Here is a 17,411-nt window from a genome sequence, read left to right on the forward strand (position 1 = left end):
AGTTACGATAAATCAGCCACCGAAAAAATTCATGCAGCATGAGCCGTGCAGCAGCAACTCTAATTTAATGTTATACATATGAAATAGGTAGTTAAGTATAGACGCAAGCATCAAAAAAGGCTCCCGTTTTCGGAAGCCTTCTTTGCTTATCTATTCCGCACCCGCAGCAGTTCTTCTCTAAAACCACCGCTCAGTATCGGGAAGCGTAGCCAGCTGCGCGGGTCCACGTTGTAGTCATCCAGGTGGAAGGCCGGGGCATAACGCTCGCGTTTCCATTGGTTGCGGCTCCAGAGGCTGTAAAACTTCGTGATCCAGGCCTTGAGCATTTCCGGTTCGGCCACTTGCTGCTCCAGAAGTATAGTATACACCTCCTCCGGCGAGTAGCGGTCGTGGAAGGCCATGCGCTCGATCTGGTTCAGCACCTCGTAAGGCATCAGGTCTTTCTCGTCGGTCTGCTCCTCTTCCGATGGCCGTAGCTCTGCGCTTGGCTGCAGGTTGTTTACATATTGCAGACCAATATAGCCAAGCTCTTGCTGCGCCCAAACCAGGAACTGGCGGATAAAGGCTTTGTCTATACCTGCAATCGGGGAAATACTGCCAGCCGTGTCGCCATCCATGGTAGCGTAGCCCACCGAAGCCTCGCTGCGGTTTGAGGTAGCCATCAGCAGGGCGTTCTGGATGTTAGCCAGCATCCAGATGCCTGGGGCACGCACACGCGCCTGTATGTTTTGTAGCGTAATATCGTCATGCTCCCAGGTTAATGGGCGGCCCAGCGCATGCTCAATTTTCGAAGTATAGCCCTGCACTTCCTCATCGATGGTCCAGTTATAAAACTTTGCCCCGATAGACTCTGCCAGTTCCTTTGCCGAAGTATAAGTATCGTCGGAGGAGTTTACAGTGCCCTGGTAGGCGCAAGTGAGCAGCTTGTTAACGATGGCTTTCTGGGCCTCATCGCTTGGGAGCTTTGCAATAGCGGCTTTATCATCGGCAGAGAAGAGCAACGCTTTCTCCATAAATTCGTTTTGCCCTAAGCTCTCTATACCGCGGCGCACCATCTCGGCCACAGCCACGGCACACAACGAGGAGTCGGCACCACCACTCAGCGAGAGCACAAAGCCACGGCTACGGCTTTTGCGCATGTAATCGAATAGGGCCAGACTCAGCGCCGAGATCAGCTCTTTGTTCTCATCGATCGGTGGAAGGTATTCTATTACTTCTGCAATTTCAGGGTTAGCCGAAAAGCATACTTCGGCGCACTCCATGTCCACGTCCTTAAAGCAAAGTAGCTCATTTCTGCGGATCAGCTTACCATTCTGGGCGATCAGCACCTCGCCATCATAAATCATACGGCCAGATTCGTTGCCTAACAGGTTAGCATATAAGTAGGCACACTGGTATTTTTTGGAGGCATCCACCACCAAGCGGTAACGCACATCGGTCTTGCTCAGGGCAAAGTGGCTGGCGCTTGGGTTAAGTATAAGTTGCACGCCTTTGGGCATGTGCCGCTCTGCCGGTCGGTTGGGCCGCCAGGCATCTTCACAAATCTCAAAAGCATACTTTACTCCCTGCTCTTCATAGATAATGTCGCCGATTTTATACTTCTGCCCCAGCATCTCGAACTCCTGCACCTCATTGGCAGGCCAGGGCGTAAACCAGCGCGGCTCGTAATGCACGCCATCATTTGCCAGAAATTGCTTGGCCGTAAACCCCACAATCTCCTTGTTTTTTATGACGCAGGCTGTATTGTACACGCTCTTGTTCAGAAAAACCGGCAGGCCAACCGCAACCGTAATTCCATCGCACCACTCTTTTAGCTGCAGCAATTGGTTAAACGCCATTTCTGAGACCCAAGGGCTCAGGAACATATCCTCGCAACCATAACCGGTTATGGCCAGCTCGGGCAGGAGCAGCAATTGTATGTTGTTCTGTTTTGCTTCTGTGATAGCGGTATGTATACGCTGCAGGTTGCCGGCCCAGTCCATTGGCGTCTGGTTAAGGGCGGCCGCAGCCAGCATCAGTCTAGTTTCTTTCATGGGGTTTTTTAACGCAACTTTATGAAAGCAAGTTAAGCCTTAAATGCATTTGTTAAATTGATTAAGGGCTATTTTGTTGCAAAAATACCGCGAAGGTTTGCTTTAAAGTATAACTGCGGGTAAAAGTATGATTGGCTTTGGAAGCGGGCAATAAAAAAGGCTGAGCATACACCCAGCCTACAAACAGCTACTTAAAACTCAGGAAAGTCTTTAACCGATTTTCAGGAACTCGAGTCCTTTTTCAGCAGCGGCCTGGTCGGCCTTTTTCTTGGAGAGCCCAACACCAATGGCAATAGGCTTATCATCGATGTACACTTCAGAGGTAAACTCCGTGGTATTGCCTTGCTGCTTACGCTTGATAATGTCGAAACGGATTTCCAGGTTCTGGCCTTGTGCCCACTCAATAAGCTTGCTTTTAAAATTAGCCGTGGTATTCACCAGCTTGTGCAGATCCACATGTGGTTTTACCAGCTTGTTAAGTATAAAGTTATGCGTGGTATTATAGCCTTTATCCAGATAGATAGCGCCCACCAAAGCCTCTAGGGCATTGCCGTTCACGGATTTATGGCGCATGCCTCCATGGCTGCTGGTATCGATCTTCACCAACAGGTTTAAACCTATTTTTACAGCCATCTGGTTCAGCGACTCCCGGTTAACGATGCGCGAACGGATTTCTGTTAAAAAGCCTTCGTCCTCGTAAGGAAACTTTTTAAACAAATGCTCCGCTACGGCGGCACCTAACACAGCGTCACCTAAAAACTCTAAACGCTCATTGGTTTCGTGTTTACCGGCAGCATTCTGCCGGGCAAACGAAGTATGCGTCAGGGCTAATTTATACAGGCGGAGATTATCGGGAGTACTGCCAATAATGCCAGCGAGTGCGCGTACTAGTACCTTGTCTTTGTTAAATAACCTGTGGTAAACGCGACGAACTGGTTTAAAAGGCCCAAACACTAATCAATCAGTTGACGGAATATAACAGAAGTGTTGTGTCCACCAAAACCAAAGGTATTGCTCAAAGCGATCTTCACGTTGCGCTCCTGCGCCTTATTGAACGTAAAGTTCAGGCGGGTATCGATGTTCGGATCGTCGTTGAAGTGGTTAATGGTTGGTGGCACGATGTTGTTCTGAACAGCCAGGATAGAAGCAATAGCCTCAATTGCGCCCGCTGCACCCAACAAGTGGCCGGTCATCGACTTGGTAGAGCTGATATTCAGTTTATAGGCATGCTCCCCAAACACTGTCTGGATGGCTTTTACCTCACTGATATCGCCTAGTGGCGTAGATGTACCGTGTACGTTGATATAATCAACTTCCTCGGGTTGGATGTTGGCATCGCGCAGCACATTACGCATCACGTTCAGTGCGCCCAGGCCTTCAGGATGTGGTGCCGTGATATGGTAAGCGTCGGCTGACATACCACCGCCTATGATCTCGGCATAGATTTTAGCGCCACGCGCTTTGGCGTGCTCATACTCCTCCAGTATTAGGGCACCGGCTCCTTCGCCCAGTACAAAACCATCACGGTCTGCATCAAACGGTCGGGAAGCGGTTTCTGGAGCGTCGTTGCGCTCAGAAAGGGCCTTCAGGGCATTAAAACCACCGATACCAGCCTCTGTAACAGCAGCCTCAGAACCGCCCGTCACGATTGCGTCGGCCATACCCAAACGGATATAGTTAAACGAGTCGATGATGGCGTTGGTAGCAGAGGCGCAGGCAGAAACGGTAACAAAGTTAGGCCCGCGGAAGCCATGTTTAATTGAGATCTGACCGGCACTGATGTCGGCGATCATCTTAGGAATGAAGAATGGGTTGAAGCGTGGTGTACCGTCGCCGTTGGCAAAGTTCACACACTCTTCCTGGAAGGTGCGCAAGCCCCCGATTCCAGAACCCCAAACCACACCTACACGGTCAGGATTATAAGTTCCCTCAGTTAATTTCGCGTCGATAACCGCCTCATCGGCTACTATCATCGCAAATTGCGTAAACAGGTCCATTTTGCGGGCCTCCTTACGATCGAAGTATGTTTCAGGATCGTATCCTTTAACCTCACAGGCAAACTGGGTCTTAAATTTGCTCGCATCAAAGCGTGTAATAGGCGCAGCGCCACTCACGCCATTGACTAATCCGTCCCAGTACTCTGAAACGGTTTTCCCAAGTGGCGTGAGTGCGCCTAACCCAGTAACTACGACTCTCTTAAGCTCCATAAGCTGTTAGTAGAGGGATAGATAGTTGAAAATTCTTAATAAACTAAGGGAAGGATATATTACTTCGCGTGCTCTTCCAGGTAGCTAACTGCCTGACCTACGGTCGAGATGTTTTCAGCTTGATCATCTGGAATAGACACGTTGAATTCTTTCTCGAATTCCATGATAAGCTCAACAGTATCCAGTGAATCAGCGCCAAGGTCGTTTGTGAAGCTAGCCTCTGGCGTTACCTCTGACTCTTCAACACCAAGCTTATCGATGATGATAGCTTTTACTTTTTCTGCGATTTCTGACATTTTTCTTATAGTTAATTAAAACACTGTGCAAAGAAATAGTTTTTAACAGACAATGTCAAAAAAAATTACTCTATTCGCTATCTAACAAAAGTTTTATACCTTGTATTCCCATTTGCGGGCAGAGCTTCTTATTTTAGCAGATCAATTGAAAATATGACGAAGCACCGCCTGGACATAGCGTATGACTATAGCTTCGATGTATACGGGCTCGTATCGTCGGGGAGAGATTATAAACTGGCCTGGGCACTTAACAAGCTATTACACCTGCGCCTGACTAAGCAGCAGGACCTATGTTATGAACTGCCCGGGATAGGATGCCTGGAAATTTCGAACTACCAGTTTGCAACCGAACACAGCGAAGTAAGGCTTTTCCGGAATAAAGCCCTTGGCAACTCCACCCTTAAAAAGCCGTTCTTGCTGCCTGATATAAAAGAGTATGATTACGTGCTGCAGATAACCGGGGCAATGCAGCAGTTGTACCCATCGGAACTAATCAATAGATTGCGAGGTGTTCCGCTGGTACAGTACGTAAAAAAATTTGACCCGCTTACACTTAAATTTAAGGAGAACCTGATTTTCTAAGTATGGAAATTTCTTTTAATAAAACTAAAGTACTGGCCACCGTTGGGCCAGCCAGTAATTCCTACGAGCGCCTGGTTGCGCTTGTGCAAGAGGGCGTTGATGCATTCCGCCTGAACTTCTCGCATGGCGCCTATGAAGAGCATCAGAAAGTGATTGACCATGTGCGCCAGGTAAACCGTGAGCACAACACCAACATCTGCCTGGTGCAAGACTTGCAAGGCCCGAAAATTAGATTGGGCGACATTGAGAACGGAAGCGTGGAGATTGAGGAAGGGCAGCGCGTAAAGTTAGTTTGCGATGGCTCTATCAGCACAGCAGATAGGCTTTCGACTATCTACACAGGCTTGGCAAAAGACGTAAAGGCAGGCGACTCCATACTTTTAGATGATGGCAAGCTTGAGCTGAAAGTTATCTCTACCGATAATGAGCTCGAGGTTGAAACAGAAGTTATCTATGGTGGCATCGTGAAGCCCCGCAAAGGTATAAACCTGCCTCACTCTAAAGTGTCAGCACCTTCTCTTACCGAAAAAGACATAGAGGATTTACATTTTGGCCTCGATAACGATGTAGAGTGGGTAGCACTTTCTTTTGTGCGCAAAGTAGAGGACATCCACGAGATTAAGCGCATTATTAAGGAGCGCGGAAAGGACACCCGTGTAATCGCTAAAATTGAGAAGCCGGAAGCCATCGAAAACATTGATGAGATTATTGCTGCGACAGACGCTATTATGGTGGCTCGTGGCGACCTGGGCGTAGAAGTTGGCATGGAAAAGGTTCCGATGATCCAGAAAATGCTGGTAGCAAAATGTAACGAAGCCGCCAAGCCAGTGATTGTAGCTACCCAGATGATGGAAAGCATGATCGTTAACCCGCGCCCAACCCGTGCCGAAACCAATGACGTGGCCAATGCCGTGCTGGACGGAGCCCACTGCCTTATGCTAAGCGCAGAAACAGCGGTAGGCGCCTACCCTATCGAGACAATCCGTAGCATGAACATGACAATCCGCATGGTGGAGGAGCACTCCGGCGTGTTCAACAGAAGCTTCGCGATTAACCCGAACTCTGAAACTTTCCTGAGCGATAGCCTGGTAGCTAATGCCTGCAACCTTGCCAGCGACACCAATGCTAAAGCAGTTATTGGCATGACAAAGTCTGGTTATACTGCGTTCCAGTTGGCTAAGTATCGCCCGCAGGCCGACATCTTTATCTTCACAGGTAACCACAGGCTGCTGAACACCCTGAACCTGGTTTGGGGCGTACGCGGCTTCTTCTATGATAAAGTGGAATCTACCGACGGCACAATCAGCGACATTAAGCAAATACTGCTGGATGGCGGCTATATTCAGAAAGGCGATGTATTCATTAACACAGCCAGCATGCCAATAAACGAGCAGAAACGCACCAACATGATTAAACTGAGTGTAGCTTAAAAGGCCAATTGCTTTTATACTAGAAAGGCCTGCCATGTTATCATGGCAGGCCTTTCTGTTTAGTAGCGGTTCTTTATCTTTATACCTCAATCATGCTACCTGGCTTTACACAAGCATACGTAAGAAGCCTTGATATCTTGCTCCGTCCCTAGCGTTATCAGCCGCCTTCGGTATATATTCTGTCTAAGCTGCCCCAACCACATACGTTATCTTTAAAATCGTTCATCAACACACGTGTTAAAACTAGTAGCGTAACCTTAAAGCACTACTGTACGGCACCAACACAAAAAGCCTTGCACGTGTATGTGCAAGGCTTTTTGTGTTGGGATACCCTAAAAACTAGGCTGCCAGTCCGTTAACGAACTTCGCTAACTTCGACTTGTTGTTAGCCGCTTTGTTTTTGTGGATGATGTTTTTCTTAGCCAAACGGTCAAGCATTGAAGAAACTGTCTTGTACAGCTCTTGCGCCTCAGCCTGATCGGTTGTGTTTCTCAGTCTCTTGATAAACGTACGAGTAGTTTTCGCCTGATATCTGTTACGAAGACGTTTAGCGTTATTCGCTCTGATTCTCTTTAATGCCGACTTATGGTTAGCCATGTTATCCTATAATAATTGATTCTTTTGATGCGTTTCCTAAATGAGTTTGCAAAGGTAAACCCTTTACACTTAATTTCCAAAGTAGCTAAAACAAAAATATTTCAGCCCGGATCATTCTTCCAAAGGTAACAATTTCAGCGACTTTAACCTACCTTTGTTATCGAAACTCCGTTGCAAATTTAACAGTTACAGGAAGTATGGCAACGATCCGCTACACCCATTTCATTATTTTACCGCTACTTTTCTTCTCCTGCTCCGCTGATAAGGACCAGGACCCGGTTGCGGCAAACGAAGAACCCACTCCCTACCAGCTCACAATTCCGAAGCACCTGCCGCAGAATTTTGTTACACCGGCTAATAACCCTCTAACCGAAGAAGGCGTGGAGCTGGGCCGCCATTTATTTTACGAGGTGAAGCTGTCTGGCAATAACACTATGTCCTGCGGTAGCTGCCACCAGCAGGATAAAGCCTTTACCGATGGGCTTGCCGTTAGCGTTGGCATAGACGGCATTAAGCACAGGCGCAGCGCCATGAGCCTGGCAAACATGCTTTGGTTTAGCCAGCTTAACTGGGACGGCAGCGCCCTGAGCCTGGAAGAACAGGCCCGCGGCCCGATCGAGAATGAGATAGAATTGCACGAGGACCTGGCTAATGCCGTTGCCGAGCTGCAGGCCACAAAAACCTACCCGGCCATGTTCCGGAAAGCCTTTGGCGATAGCATCATCACTGAAACAAATGTTTTAAAAGCCCTGGGGCAGTTTCAGCGCACGCTTATTTCAGCCGATGCCCGCTACGACCGCTACATGAACCAAAAGGGCCAACTCTCTAAAGACGAACTGGAGGGCATGAAGCTGTTTCTTACTCACCCGGACCCAAGCACCAACACCCGCGGCGGAAACTGCGGCGACTGCCACGGCGGCACCTTGTTCTCTCTCAGAACCTTCCATAACAACGGCCTGGACGCCACCTTTACCGACAACGGCCTAGGCGACGTGACAGGGCTGGCAAAAGACAAAGGCAAGTTTAAGGCGCCAACGTTGCGCAACATCGCCCTTACGGCACCTTATATGCACGATGGTCGCTTTGCCACCCTTGAGGAAGTACTGGATCACTACAACGATCATATCAAGTATAACAGCCCCAATCTGGACCCACTTATTATCGAGGCCAGTAACGAGCCAAACGGCAAGACACTGATGCTTACCGCCGACGAGAAACGCAAGATCATAAGGTTTTTGCACACCCTCACCGACTCCACGTTTATTACTGATAAGCGCTTTTCAGACCCTTTTAATTAACCATACCTATGAAAAGACCGATTCATACTTTACTTGCCTTTCTGTTAGTAGCAGTTACGCCGCTGCTCACATCCTGTGATGACGATGACGACACAGTAGCACAGGCTGATATTACAGTCGAATTCCTGAACACCGTTAATGGCGCTGAAATTGAGCTGGGCAAAACTTACACCAGCCCCGCCGGCGATACCTATGCCGTGGAAGATTTCAAGTATTTTATTAGTAACGTGAAGCTGCTGGATGCTAACGGCGCTGCTGTATTTACAGAGCCCAACAGCTACCACCTGATAAACCAAACCGCAGGCAAAACCAGCTTCGTGCTCAAGAATGTGCCGGCAGGCAGCTACAGCCAGATTACCTTTAGCCTGGGCGTAGACCAGGCACACAACCACTCCACCGACCAGGAAGGTGACCTCGACCCGAGCTCAGACATGGTTTGGGATTGGGACACAGGGTATAAGTTTCTACTGCTGGAGGGCACTTACACCGGCAATACAAAAAGCGGCGGCCTAATTTTCCATATCGGAGAGGATGCCAATTACACCACATTCAACATTCCGTTGCAGGTACCACTGGATATCAGAACAGAGCCGTACCATACTTTGCGCGTAACTACTGAGCTTGATGCTTTATTCCAGAATCCGCATACCATTGATTTCGACGAGCTGAATACTGCCATGGGCGGTGCCAATGCCCGAAAAATAGCAGACAATTATACCAACGGTTTCTTTTCGTTAGCAGAATTAAGATAACCTGCCGTACCTTTGCAGCACATGCCACACGCAAAATATATCTGGAGCATCAGCCTGGCCATCCTTGTGATGGTGAACGTGCTGTCTATGCCCCTGATCCGGCTTGGCTATGAGCTGAACAAAGAATACATTATCCAGAACCTCTGCGTAAACCGAGATAAGCCGCAGCTGCAGTGCGAAGGCAAATGCCATCTCAGCAAAAGTGTGAAAGCGGCTAACCAAGAAAGCCAGGACCAGACCAACTTCAAAGCTAAATCGCTTTCATACGATTTCATCAGCGTTACAGAAGCCGCAACTCCTGTTGCTAAGGTTTGGTTGCCGGCACGTACCTACGGGTATTATAGCCTGAGCGCTTATAACGCTTACTCCTCTAAAATTCTGCATCCGCCGCAGGTATAATTTCATCTGCATACTTACACTGGCTCCACCATACGATGGTGGCATGCCTTGCCTATTCCTTTGGATCTAAAACTGAAGGTTTACGCGCCAGTGCCTGTTGTTTTGAGGGCAGGCACCTAATCACATTATAACCTGGTTTGCACAGCTCTTATTTCTGCACCTAAAGTCATAAAATCTATACTTTGGATACTGCAGAAACGAGGGCAGAAAGCGCGTACCTGCCTAATTAATTTTTATCAGATGAAATCCTTACACAAAATCATACTTTACGCTATACTTCTTCCGCTTGCCCTCTTCACCACATCCTGCAATGATGACGGCACGCCCGGGGTACAGGAACCTGGAAGCATCACCCTCGACGTGCATAACCAGTACAATAGCCAGGCACTGCAGCTTGACAACGAGTACAACACCAGCAGCGGCACGAAGTTTAAGTTCACGCAGCTGCGCTACATCATCAGCAATGTGGAGCTTACCGCCGCAGACGGCAGCAAGTATAAGGTACCGGAGAGCTATTATGTACTCGAGAAAACTTCGGCTGCTGAGCGCAGCAAGGTAGAGCTGACCAACATCCCGGCTGGCAAGTATACATCGGTTACCTTTTCGGTTGGCGTGGACCAAGCCGTAAACCACAGCCTTGACCTAGCCGCCGGCGACTTGAAAACAACATCGGGGATGGCTTGGAGCTGGAACACCGGCTATAAGTTTATTGTGGCCGAAGGGCAAGCACTGGACCCTCAAACAGATGCCTGGGAAAGCATAACTTACCACATCGGTACCGATGCCAACTACCGCACTGTTACGTTGGCTTTGCCTACCGCCATTGAGGTAGAGAAGCGCACAACCAGCGAAGTGATGCTGGTGGCGGAACTAAGCAAGCTGTTTAACCAAGTAAACATACTTCAGTATAAAACAGTGATGTCGGGGTCTGCGACGGCTGAGGTGGCTACCCAGGTGGCAGACAACTACGCAAGTATGTTTACCGTGCATCACGCCCATAGTATGAAAATGGAGTAATGCCCTGCCCGCTGCGATACATAGCGATACTTGGACTTAGCCTGCTGCTTACAGCCTGCGACGAGCCTGCCTCTGAAGCGCCTGCCCCACAAACCAGGCGCTTCAGCCCGGCGGTGCCCGCTAACTTGGCCAGTGCCGTGCCTTACCCGGAGCGCAACCCGTTTACCGTGGAGGGCGTGGAGCTTGGCCGCATGCTGTTCTACGACCCTATCCTGTCAGTTAACAACCAGGTTAGCTGCGCCAGCTGCCACCAGCAGGGCAAAGCCTTCTCGGATGGAACGGCCCTGAGTGTGGCTGGCGTAACCGGCAACCCGCTGAAAAGACATGCCCCTGCCCTGCTAAACCTGGCCTGGATGGATGGCTTGTTTTGGGATGGCGGTGCCAAGGACATAGAGTCGCTGGTGTTTGGGCCGATAACGCACCCCGACGAGATGGGCCAGGATTTGAAGGCGCTAGCCAGCGAGTTGCAGCAGCACCCCAAGTACCCAGGATTGTTCCGGCTTGCTTTCGGCTCCGACTCCATTACCTCGGCACGCATAGCGCGTGCGCTGGCCCAGTTTCAGCGCACGCTCATCTCGGCCAACTCCAGGTATGATAAGTATGTGCGCCAAGAAGCCGGCGGGCAGCTGTCCGGGCCGGAGTTGCAGGGTTTGGCCTTGTTTAAGCAGCATTGCGCCTCCTGCCATACTTCTGATTTCTTCACCGACCAGGCGTACCATAACAATGGCTTAGACGCAGCGTTCTCGGCGGAGTTTGAGGAGCTGGCCTTTGGGCGCGGGCGTATAACGCGGCAGCAGCAGGACATCGGCAAGTATAAAACGCCTACCCTCCGTAACATCGCCCTTACGGCACCCTACATGCACGATGGTCGCTTTGCCACCCTGGATGAGGTGGTAGAGCATTACCGCACAGGCGTTGTGTCTTCGCCCTCGCTGGCCCCCGAGCTGAAACAGCCAAACGGGCAGCTGGGCATACCTATCACCAAAGAAGAAAAAGAGAAGATCATTTTGTTTCTCAACACCTTAACAGACGAGGACTTTGTGCACAACCAAGCCTTTACCAACCCTTTTTAACTACATGAAGAAGTTTATACTGTTGCTGCTGCCCCTCCTCTACGCGGGAGCTGCGCAGGCCTGCGACATTTGCAACCTTTACGAGTTTAACCCCATCGACTCTAAAAGCTACATCGGTGTTTTTTACCGGCAGAGTGTGTTTAACGGCTACAGCCACCTCAACCAAAGCCATAGTTTTTTCGGCACGCAAAGTATGCTGGCCACCGAGGGCACTACCGGCGTGCAGCACGTGCCCGACCAAAGCGAAGTATACCAGGTAGCAGAGCATCAGGATGATTACGAGCGCTACGAAACCTGGGAGATACGGGCCAACTTCCGGATATTGCCCAAGCTAAACTTGCAGGCGGTGCTGCCCATCCGGAGGAACACGGTATACTATGCAGAGGTTTTCCATTTGCCGCAACCCATCAAGGACACCACCTTTACCGTAGGCGGCCCCGGCGACCTGCTGCTCACCACGGAGTATTTGCATAACTTTAGCACAGGCCAGGTAAAGCACATTTTGCGGCCTGGCCTGGGCATAAAACTGCCAACCGGTGTGCACAATAAAAAAATAAATGCAGAAGAAAAGTATGACCCCGACCTGCAGCCTGGCACAAGCGCTTTTTCTTACTTGTTAAAGTTAGGCTACACCTTGCTGCTGAACGAGCAGATCGGTTTGGACCAAAGCATAAGCCAGCAATGGATGAGCGAGGGCAGCAACGGCTATCGTTTCGGGGATCAGTTTAACTATACGGCCTCGGCGTTTTATGTGGCGCGCAAAGGCTCGGTGCAGCTAATACCACGGTTGGGTTTATACTATGAGTCCGCTAAAAGATCGGCGCAGGATGGCTTGAAAGCTGTTCAAACCGGAGGTAATGCACTTTTCGGCCAGGCCGGCATGGATGTGGCGCTGAAAAAGTTTACCCTTTCGGGCAGCTATTTCCAGCCGCTCAACCAGTATTTAAACGGCAACCAAATCGGTAATGCGGGCCGTTTCCAGGTGGGCGTTTTTATGAACATCTAGGGCTAAAAACAAGAAAAGCCGCTGCGGGAATCCACAGCGGCTTTTATACTTGTATCAGCTAGAAAGCTTAGTTTTTCTCTCTTTTAACATCAACGTCTACGTCAATATCATCAATTTTTCCTAGGCGCTCCTGAACTTTGTTCTCGAACTGATTCCATTCAGCCTTGGTTTCTTCCCACTCCTGGCGGGTTTCATCATCCCAATCAGATGCTTCTGCCTCAAGTTCGGCTTCGCGGCGCTTATATTCGGCACGCATCTCGCGGTACTCGTCGGCAGTCACGTTCTCGGCACGCTCTGTGCTGGTATTTACCCAGGTTGCAAACTCATTGTAAGAGCTTTTGGCTTCCATGTTAGCCTCGCTCATTTCGGCTTGCGCCTCATTTACTTCCTCGTTTGTCTCGTTTTGGGTTTCCTGGCTACAGGCAAACATAAACGAACCGATGGCAAGCGCCATACCTACTGTTTTAAACTTTGATATAATTTCCATAGTTATGTTCTTAATTTTGTATTGTTATTTTCCATACGGGCAGAAACAAAATATAGATATATTAACTGCTTAAATTAAATTAAATTCGCGTTTTTAGCGTATTTAATATATGGATGTGAAAGTTTTTAGCGACCATCAACATGCCATTAATACCATCAAAGCATAAAGCACCTTTTTACCTGTTCAACGGCCATTTGCAAACCATTATTCCCGGGCTATTTAGGCAAGTGGCTGGAGTAATTTACGAGCGGGAACGCCTCGTTACCCCTGATGAGGATTTTATTGACCTGGATTGGTCTAGGGTTGGTTCTGATGCCTTGGTTGTACTTTCGCATGGGCTAGAGGGCGACACGGGCCGGCCATACATTACGGGCATGGTGAAAGTGTTTAATGCTGAAGGCGTGGACGCGATGGCCTGGAATTACCGCAGTTGCAGCGGCGAACCAAACAAGCTGCTCCGCTCCTACCACCTCGGCGCATCCGACGACCTGGATCTGGTTATCCAGCATGCACTCAAGGCATATGCTTACAAAACAATTTACCTTATTGGCTTTAGCGCAGGCGGAAACATTACCCTTAAATACCTAGGCGAGGCCCCAAGCCAAGTACCTGAACAGGTAACACGTGCAGCAGTTTTTTCCACCCCAGTAGATCTGAAAGGCTCTGCCCAGAAAATTTCAAGGGTATACACGCAGCGGTTTTTAAAGTCTTTGGGCCAGAAGCTGGAACAAAAGCGGCAGATGTACCCCGACGAGGTTGATCTGACAAACTATAGCTTATTTTGGTCGTTTCCAGAGTTTGATGACAGGTATACTGCGCCGCTGCACGGCTTTAAAGACGCCGAAGATTATTATGCCCGCGTCAGTTCCAAGCAGTTTCTTGCCGATATTCGCATCCCGACGTTGCTGGTAAACGCCAAGAACGATCCTTTCCTTTCTGAGGAGTGCTACCCGATCGCGGAAGCCAAACAGAACCCTAACCTATACTTAGAAATGCCTGAGGAAGGCGGCCATGTGGGCTTTGCCGAGGACTTTAGAAACAACCGCTATTACTCCGAAGAGCGCGCCTTGCGTTTTTTGCTGGAGGAAAAGTAACGTTGCTGCTTCCTGAAGGTTCATCGAGCGTATGCTGCCATGTAAGTTTCTTGGCTCAGATTCTGTTTGCATAAACTACTCTCGCTAATGCATACTCCCATTGCCCTGCGCTAGATAAGCAATATCTCCGAAATGGCTCAACCGGCCCTACTTTTTCAGGGGCACGTAAACCACCTTTTTGGTATCGAAAAACTCTTCGTTAAAATAATCCTTCAGGTCGTAAGTTTGGGCGATGAGGCCCGACTCTGCCAGTTCTTCCTGCAGGTCGCCGCCTTTCAGGTAGTATAAGCCTTCGGTCTCCAAGCCGGTTTTCTTGAAGCTGTTCATTACCCAGGGCCAGAAGTTGGCTAAGCGGGTTACGGCGCGGCTTACCACAAAATCATACTTATCGCGCACCTGCTCGGCACGGGTATGGCTTGCCGATACGTTGTGTAAATGTAATTCGCGGGCTATCTCGTTTACCACGTGTATCTTCTTGCCAATAGAATCCACCAGGTGAAACTTCACCTCCGGAAACATAACCGCCAGCGGCAAGCCCGGCAGTCCGCCGCCAGTGCCTACATCCATCACCGAGGTATGGTCCGGGAAGTTAACCACCTTGGCTATGCCCAGCGAGTGCAGAATGTGGTGCACGCCCAGCATATCCATATCCTTGCGTGAGATCACGTTTATCTTCTGGTTCCATTCTTTGTAGAGTTCGCCCATGTGCTCAAATTTCTGCAACTGGTCCTCAGTAAGCTCAGGGAAGTAACCGGAAAGTAAGGTGCGGATAGCGGTCATATTAATTACAAATGAAGAATTACGAATTATGAATGGGCAATTAAGACACAACAAAGTATAAGGCGGCTGCTATTATCACCACAAAAGCCACAACGGCTAGCGCCATAAAAATATCAGCCAACAGCACAATCGCCGCATTTCTGTAGCGTCCTTCATACTTTACCTGTAGTTCTCGTTCTACTCGTTCTTGGCTGCGTAATCGCAAATGCAAGTACTGCCTCCCAATTCCTTCAAGTATAGTATCAGCTACTTTTGGCATGTCTTTTTATACTCTACAAGTATAAATCTTGTGTCCTGTGTCTTGCTACTTGCGTCTATAATGCTGCAAAAGTATAAAATAACTACGGGATATAGCGGTAAATTATAAAGCCCCTGCTACCAAACAGGCAACAGGGGCTTTAAACGTAATCAAATATATTAACCTTAATTCAATGCTATCTTAAAGCACTCTTGCTGATGTAACAATTAACCATTCAACGTTAAATTAAGTGCTTTTTGTTCTTCACCATGTCATAAAGCAGCTCGCGGGCGCGGTGCAGTTGGGCCTTTACAGTGCCTAGCGGTGCGTTCAGTTCCGTGGCGATCTCCTCATAGCTCAGCTCATTAAAGTAACGCAGCGTAACCAGGCGCTGGTATTTCTCGGGCAGCTTGGCCACCACGTACTGCATAATCTCGATCTTCTGGTTTTTAATCGCCTCCTCCTGCGGGTTCAGGTTCTTATCCTTAAAATCGATCGTGATCTCATCGCCGTTATCAATCTTGATGGCCGAGTCGATAGACATGGTCTTAATCCGGTTCTTGCGGATAAAGTCGATGCAGTTGTTCGTGGCGATACGGAACAGCCAGGTACTGAAGGCGTACTCCGGGTTAAACTTATGCAGGTTTTTGAAGGCTTTCGCGAAAGCCTCTATCGTCAGGTCTTCGGCGTCGTCAGCGTTGCGCACCATCTTCAGCACCACATGGTATACAGGCTTTTTATAGATGCTCATGAGCTCGGCGTAGGCCTTCTCATCGTTTTCTTCTACAGCAGCCTGAATAAGCTTGAAGTCATGCTTTGCTTTCGCAGAAAATTGTTTATTTACTTCCATCTGAATTGTTTATACAGTAACACAGATATCCCAAGGAACAGGTAATTTACAAAGTAAACCACATCTAACACAGGCAACAGCAACAAGGATATCCTATCATCGAGTCTGCGGGCGGCCGCCAGATACACCGGGAAGACCGTGAGGTAGCGAACGCCTACAAGCGCTCCTAATATAGCGAAATGGCTATTTAGAACAAGAAGAATAAAGGAAAGTATGTAAAAAAGTATATTTGATGCTATAAAAGCTCCTATCCTTCGCTTATCCGTCGCTCTATACCGCCCCCCAACCGACAAATGTCTACGCTTCTGAATTATCCACTCCCGAAACGTCCTTTTGGGAATGCTTACTGTCTGTGCCTCCTTGTCGATAACAAGACTAACATTACTATTGTTGGCGGCATCGCGCACAAAAAGATCATCGTCGCCGCCCATTAATTTGATATGCGATGCAAACCCCTTGTTCTTAAAGAAACACGCTTTAGTGTAAGATAAGTTTCGGCCTACCCCCATATAGGCACGACCTGCGTTTGCTTGAGACAAATACTGGATTCCGGTCAGCAAGGTTTCATACCGGATAAGGTGATTTAAAAATCCTTTTAATTGTGCATACGGAGAGTAGCCAAGTACTACTTCGGCACCGTTTGCGTAACCTGCCTGCATCCTGCTAATCCAGTGCTTGCTGTATGGGCGGCAGTCGGCATCGGTAAAAAGCATATGCTCATACCTGGCCGCGCGTATGCCCAGGGCCAGCGCATATTTTTTGGGGTTAAGGTAATCCGGCGTTTTTTTAACCGTTACTACCTTAAAGTTCGGGAACTGGCGCTCCAGCTCGTAAGTATAAAACTCAGTATCGTCTTCGGAGCGATCGTTTACCAGCAGCACCTCAAACTCGGAGTACTCCTGGTCCAGCAGCTGCGGCAACAGTTCTATCAGGTTATCCATCTCGTCATGGGCCACCACAATCACTGACACGGGCCGCTGCACATCGGGCGCGGGGTCCTCGTACTTGGATAAGGGCAAAAATCTGAATAGCGAAAAGTATACCTGCACCAGCACGCAAAGCGCCAGTGCCCCGAGGAGCAGAACTGTAACCAATTTTAATTAATTGCTTGTTGGATTGTTAAATTGCAAGGCGCCTGCTTTGCCGTCACCGTGGCCAGGGCACATCACCTTCTCAAAATTAGGTAAAGTATAGCCATTTAGGAAGCAAGTCCTAATTTTAAAGTTGGCTATGGTTTGTGCAGGTGGAGTTTGTATCTTTGCCGGTTAGTTA

Annotated in this window: 19 protein-coding genes; 9 read left to right on the forward strand and 10 right to left on the reverse strand. The window is 48.9% G+C overall.

Translation table 11 applies throughout. From position 1 onward, the window contains the following. Positions 1-146: 146 nt before the first annotated feature. From nadE to D1627_RS18010, 4 genes are all read right to left on the reverse strand, one after another. On the reverse strand, positions 147-2,033 hold the full coding sequence (nadE, locus tag D1627_RS17995) for an NAD(+) synthase (RefSeq protein WP_233555702.1): 1,887 nt from the start codon (positions 2,031-2,033) through the stop codon (positions 147-149). Positions 2,034-2,243: 210 nt separating this feature from the next. Then, the gene (gene rnc, locus D1627_RS18000; RefSeq protein WP_119433674.1) at positions 2,244-2,987 is read right to left on the reverse strand and encodes a ribonuclease III; all 744 of its coding nucleotides are present in this window, start codon (positions 2,985-2,987) and stop codon (positions 2,244-2,246) included. Then, positions 2,987-4,240 carry a beta-ketoacyl-ACP synthase II gene (fabF, locus tag D1627_RS18005; RefSeq protein ID WP_119433675.1) on the reverse strand — a complete coding sequence of 418 codons (1,254 nt, stop codon included), beginning with the start codon at positions 4,238-4,240 and terminating at the stop codon, positions 2,987-2,989. Before fabF ends, rnc begins: the two co-directional genes overlap by 1 nt. 59 nt (positions 4,241-4,299) lie before the next feature. Then, positions 4,300-4,536 carry an acyl carrier protein gene (locus D1627_RS18010; protein WP_025609494.1) on the reverse strand — a complete coding sequence of 79 codons (237 nt, stop codon included), beginning with the start codon at positions 4,534-4,536 and terminating at the stop codon, positions 4,300-4,302. Between the two features lie 153 nt (positions 4,537-4,689). Between D1627_RS18010 and D1627_RS18015 the strand changes: the two genes are divergently transcribed. Both D1627_RS18015 and pyk read left to right on the forward strand, forming a co-directional pair. Next, positions 4,690-5,118 carry an IPExxxVDY family protein gene (locus D1627_RS18015; protein ID WP_119433676.1) on the forward strand — a complete coding sequence of 143 codons (429 nt, stop codon included), beginning with the start codon at positions 4,690-4,692 and terminating at the stop codon, positions 5,116-5,118. A 2-nt stretch (positions 5,119-5,120) separates the two neighbouring features. Next, entirely contained in the window at positions 5,121-6,548 is a 1,428-nt protein-coding gene (gene pyk / locus D1627_RS18020; protein ID WP_119433677.1) for a pyruvate kinase, read from the forward strand. A gap of 339 nt (positions 6,549-6,887) precedes the next feature. Here the strand turns inward: pyk and rpsT are convergent, their stop codons facing one another. Further along, positions 6,888-7,145 (reverse strand): 30S ribosomal protein S20, encoded by a 258-nt coding sequence (gene rpsT / locus D1627_RS18025; RefSeq protein ID WP_025609491.1) that lies wholly within the window; start codon positions 7,143-7,145, stop codon positions 6,888-6,890. Positions 7,146-7,342: 197 nt separating this feature from the next. On the opposite strand from rpsT, the gene D1627_RS18030 reads away from it, so the two are divergent. The 6 genes from D1627_RS18030 to D1627_RS18055 all read left to right on the forward strand — a co-directional run bounded on the left by D1627_RS18030 (position 7,343) and on the right by D1627_RS18055 (position 12,690). Further along, positions 7,343-8,443: a cytochrome-c peroxidase gene (locus D1627_RS18030; protein ID WP_119433678.1), complete on the forward strand. Its 1,101-nt coding sequence runs from the start codon at positions 7,343-7,345 to the stop codon at positions 8,441-8,443. A gap of 8 nt (positions 8,444-8,451) precedes the next feature. Continuing rightward, entirely contained in the window at positions 8,452-9,195 is a 744-nt protein-coding gene (locus D1627_RS18035) for an MbnP family protein (protein ID WP_119433679.1), read from the forward strand. Between the two features lie 21 nt (positions 9,196-9,216). Next, on the forward strand, positions 9,217-9,594 hold the full coding sequence (locus D1627_RS18040; protein ID WP_119433680.1) for a hypothetical protein: 378 nt from the start codon (positions 9,217-9,219) through the stop codon (positions 9,592-9,594). 240 nt (positions 9,595-9,834) lie between these two features. Then, positions 9,835-10,611, forward strand: a complete 777-nt coding sequence (locus D1627_RS18045) for an MbnP family protein (protein ID WP_119433681.1) — start codon at positions 9,835-9,837, stop codon at positions 10,609-10,611. Further along, positions 10,611-11,684: a cytochrome-c peroxidase gene (locus D1627_RS18050; RefSeq protein ID WP_119433682.1), complete on the forward strand. Its 1,074-nt coding sequence runs from the start codon at positions 10,611-10,613 to the stop codon at positions 11,682-11,684. Before D1627_RS18045 ends, D1627_RS18050 begins: the two co-directional genes overlap by 1 nt. A gap of 4 nt (positions 11,685-11,688) precedes the next feature. Beyond that, positions 11,689-12,690, forward strand: a complete 1,002-nt coding sequence (locus tag D1627_RS18055; RefSeq protein WP_119433683.1) for a hypothetical protein — start codon at positions 11,689-11,691, stop codon at positions 12,688-12,690. 67 nt (positions 12,691-12,757) lie between these two features. On the opposite strand, the gene D1627_RS18060 is transcribed toward D1627_RS18055, so the two are convergent. Beyond that, a complete protein-coding gene (locus D1627_RS18060; RefSeq protein ID WP_119433684.1) occupies positions 12,758-13,177 on the reverse strand; it encodes a hypothetical protein in 420 nt (139 codons plus the stop codon). 140 nt (positions 13,178-13,317) lie between these two features. Here D1627_RS18060 and D1627_RS18065 point away from each other — a divergent pair, with 140 nt between their 5' ends. Next, the gene (locus tag D1627_RS18065; protein WP_119433685.1) at positions 13,318-14,271 is read left to right on the forward strand and encodes a YheT family hydrolase; all 954 of its coding nucleotides are present in this window, start codon (positions 13,318-13,320) and stop codon (positions 14,269-14,271) included. 147 nt (positions 14,272-14,418) lie between these two features. Here the strand turns inward: D1627_RS18065 and rsmG are convergent, their stop codons facing one another. The 4 genes from rsmG to D1627_RS18085 form a co-directional block, all read right to left on the reverse strand. After that, positions 14,419-15,051, reverse strand: coding sequence for a 16S rRNA (guanine(527)-N(7))-methyltransferase RsmG (rsmG, locus tag D1627_RS18070; protein ID WP_119433686.1), 633 nt, complete (start codon positions 15,049-15,051; stop codon positions 14,419-14,421). A 40-nt stretch (positions 15,052-15,091) separates the two neighbouring features. Continuing rightward, positions 15,092-15,310, reverse strand: a complete 219-nt coding sequence (locus tag D1627_RS18075) for a hypothetical protein (protein WP_119433687.1) — start codon at positions 15,308-15,310, stop codon at positions 15,092-15,094. Positions 15,311-15,530: 220 nt separating this feature from the next. After that, positions 15,531-16,139, reverse strand: a complete 609-nt coding sequence (locus D1627_RS18080; RefSeq protein WP_025609480.1) for an RNA polymerase sigma factor — start codon at positions 16,137-16,139, stop codon at positions 15,531-15,533. Then, positions 16,130-17,233: a glycosyltransferase gene (locus tag D1627_RS18085; RefSeq protein WP_119433688.1), complete on the reverse strand. Its 1,104-nt coding sequence runs from the start codon at positions 17,231-17,233 to the stop codon at positions 16,130-16,132. The genes D1627_RS18080 and D1627_RS18085 overlap by 10 nt, the downstream gene beginning before the upstream one ends. Positions 17,234-17,411: the final 178 nt, after the last annotated feature.

The organism is Pontibacter oryzae, from assembly GCF_003576375.1.
GTDB classification, from domain to species: domain Bacteria; phylum Bacteroidota; class Bacteroidia; order Cytophagales; family Hymenobacteraceae; genus Pontibacter; species Pontibacter oryzae.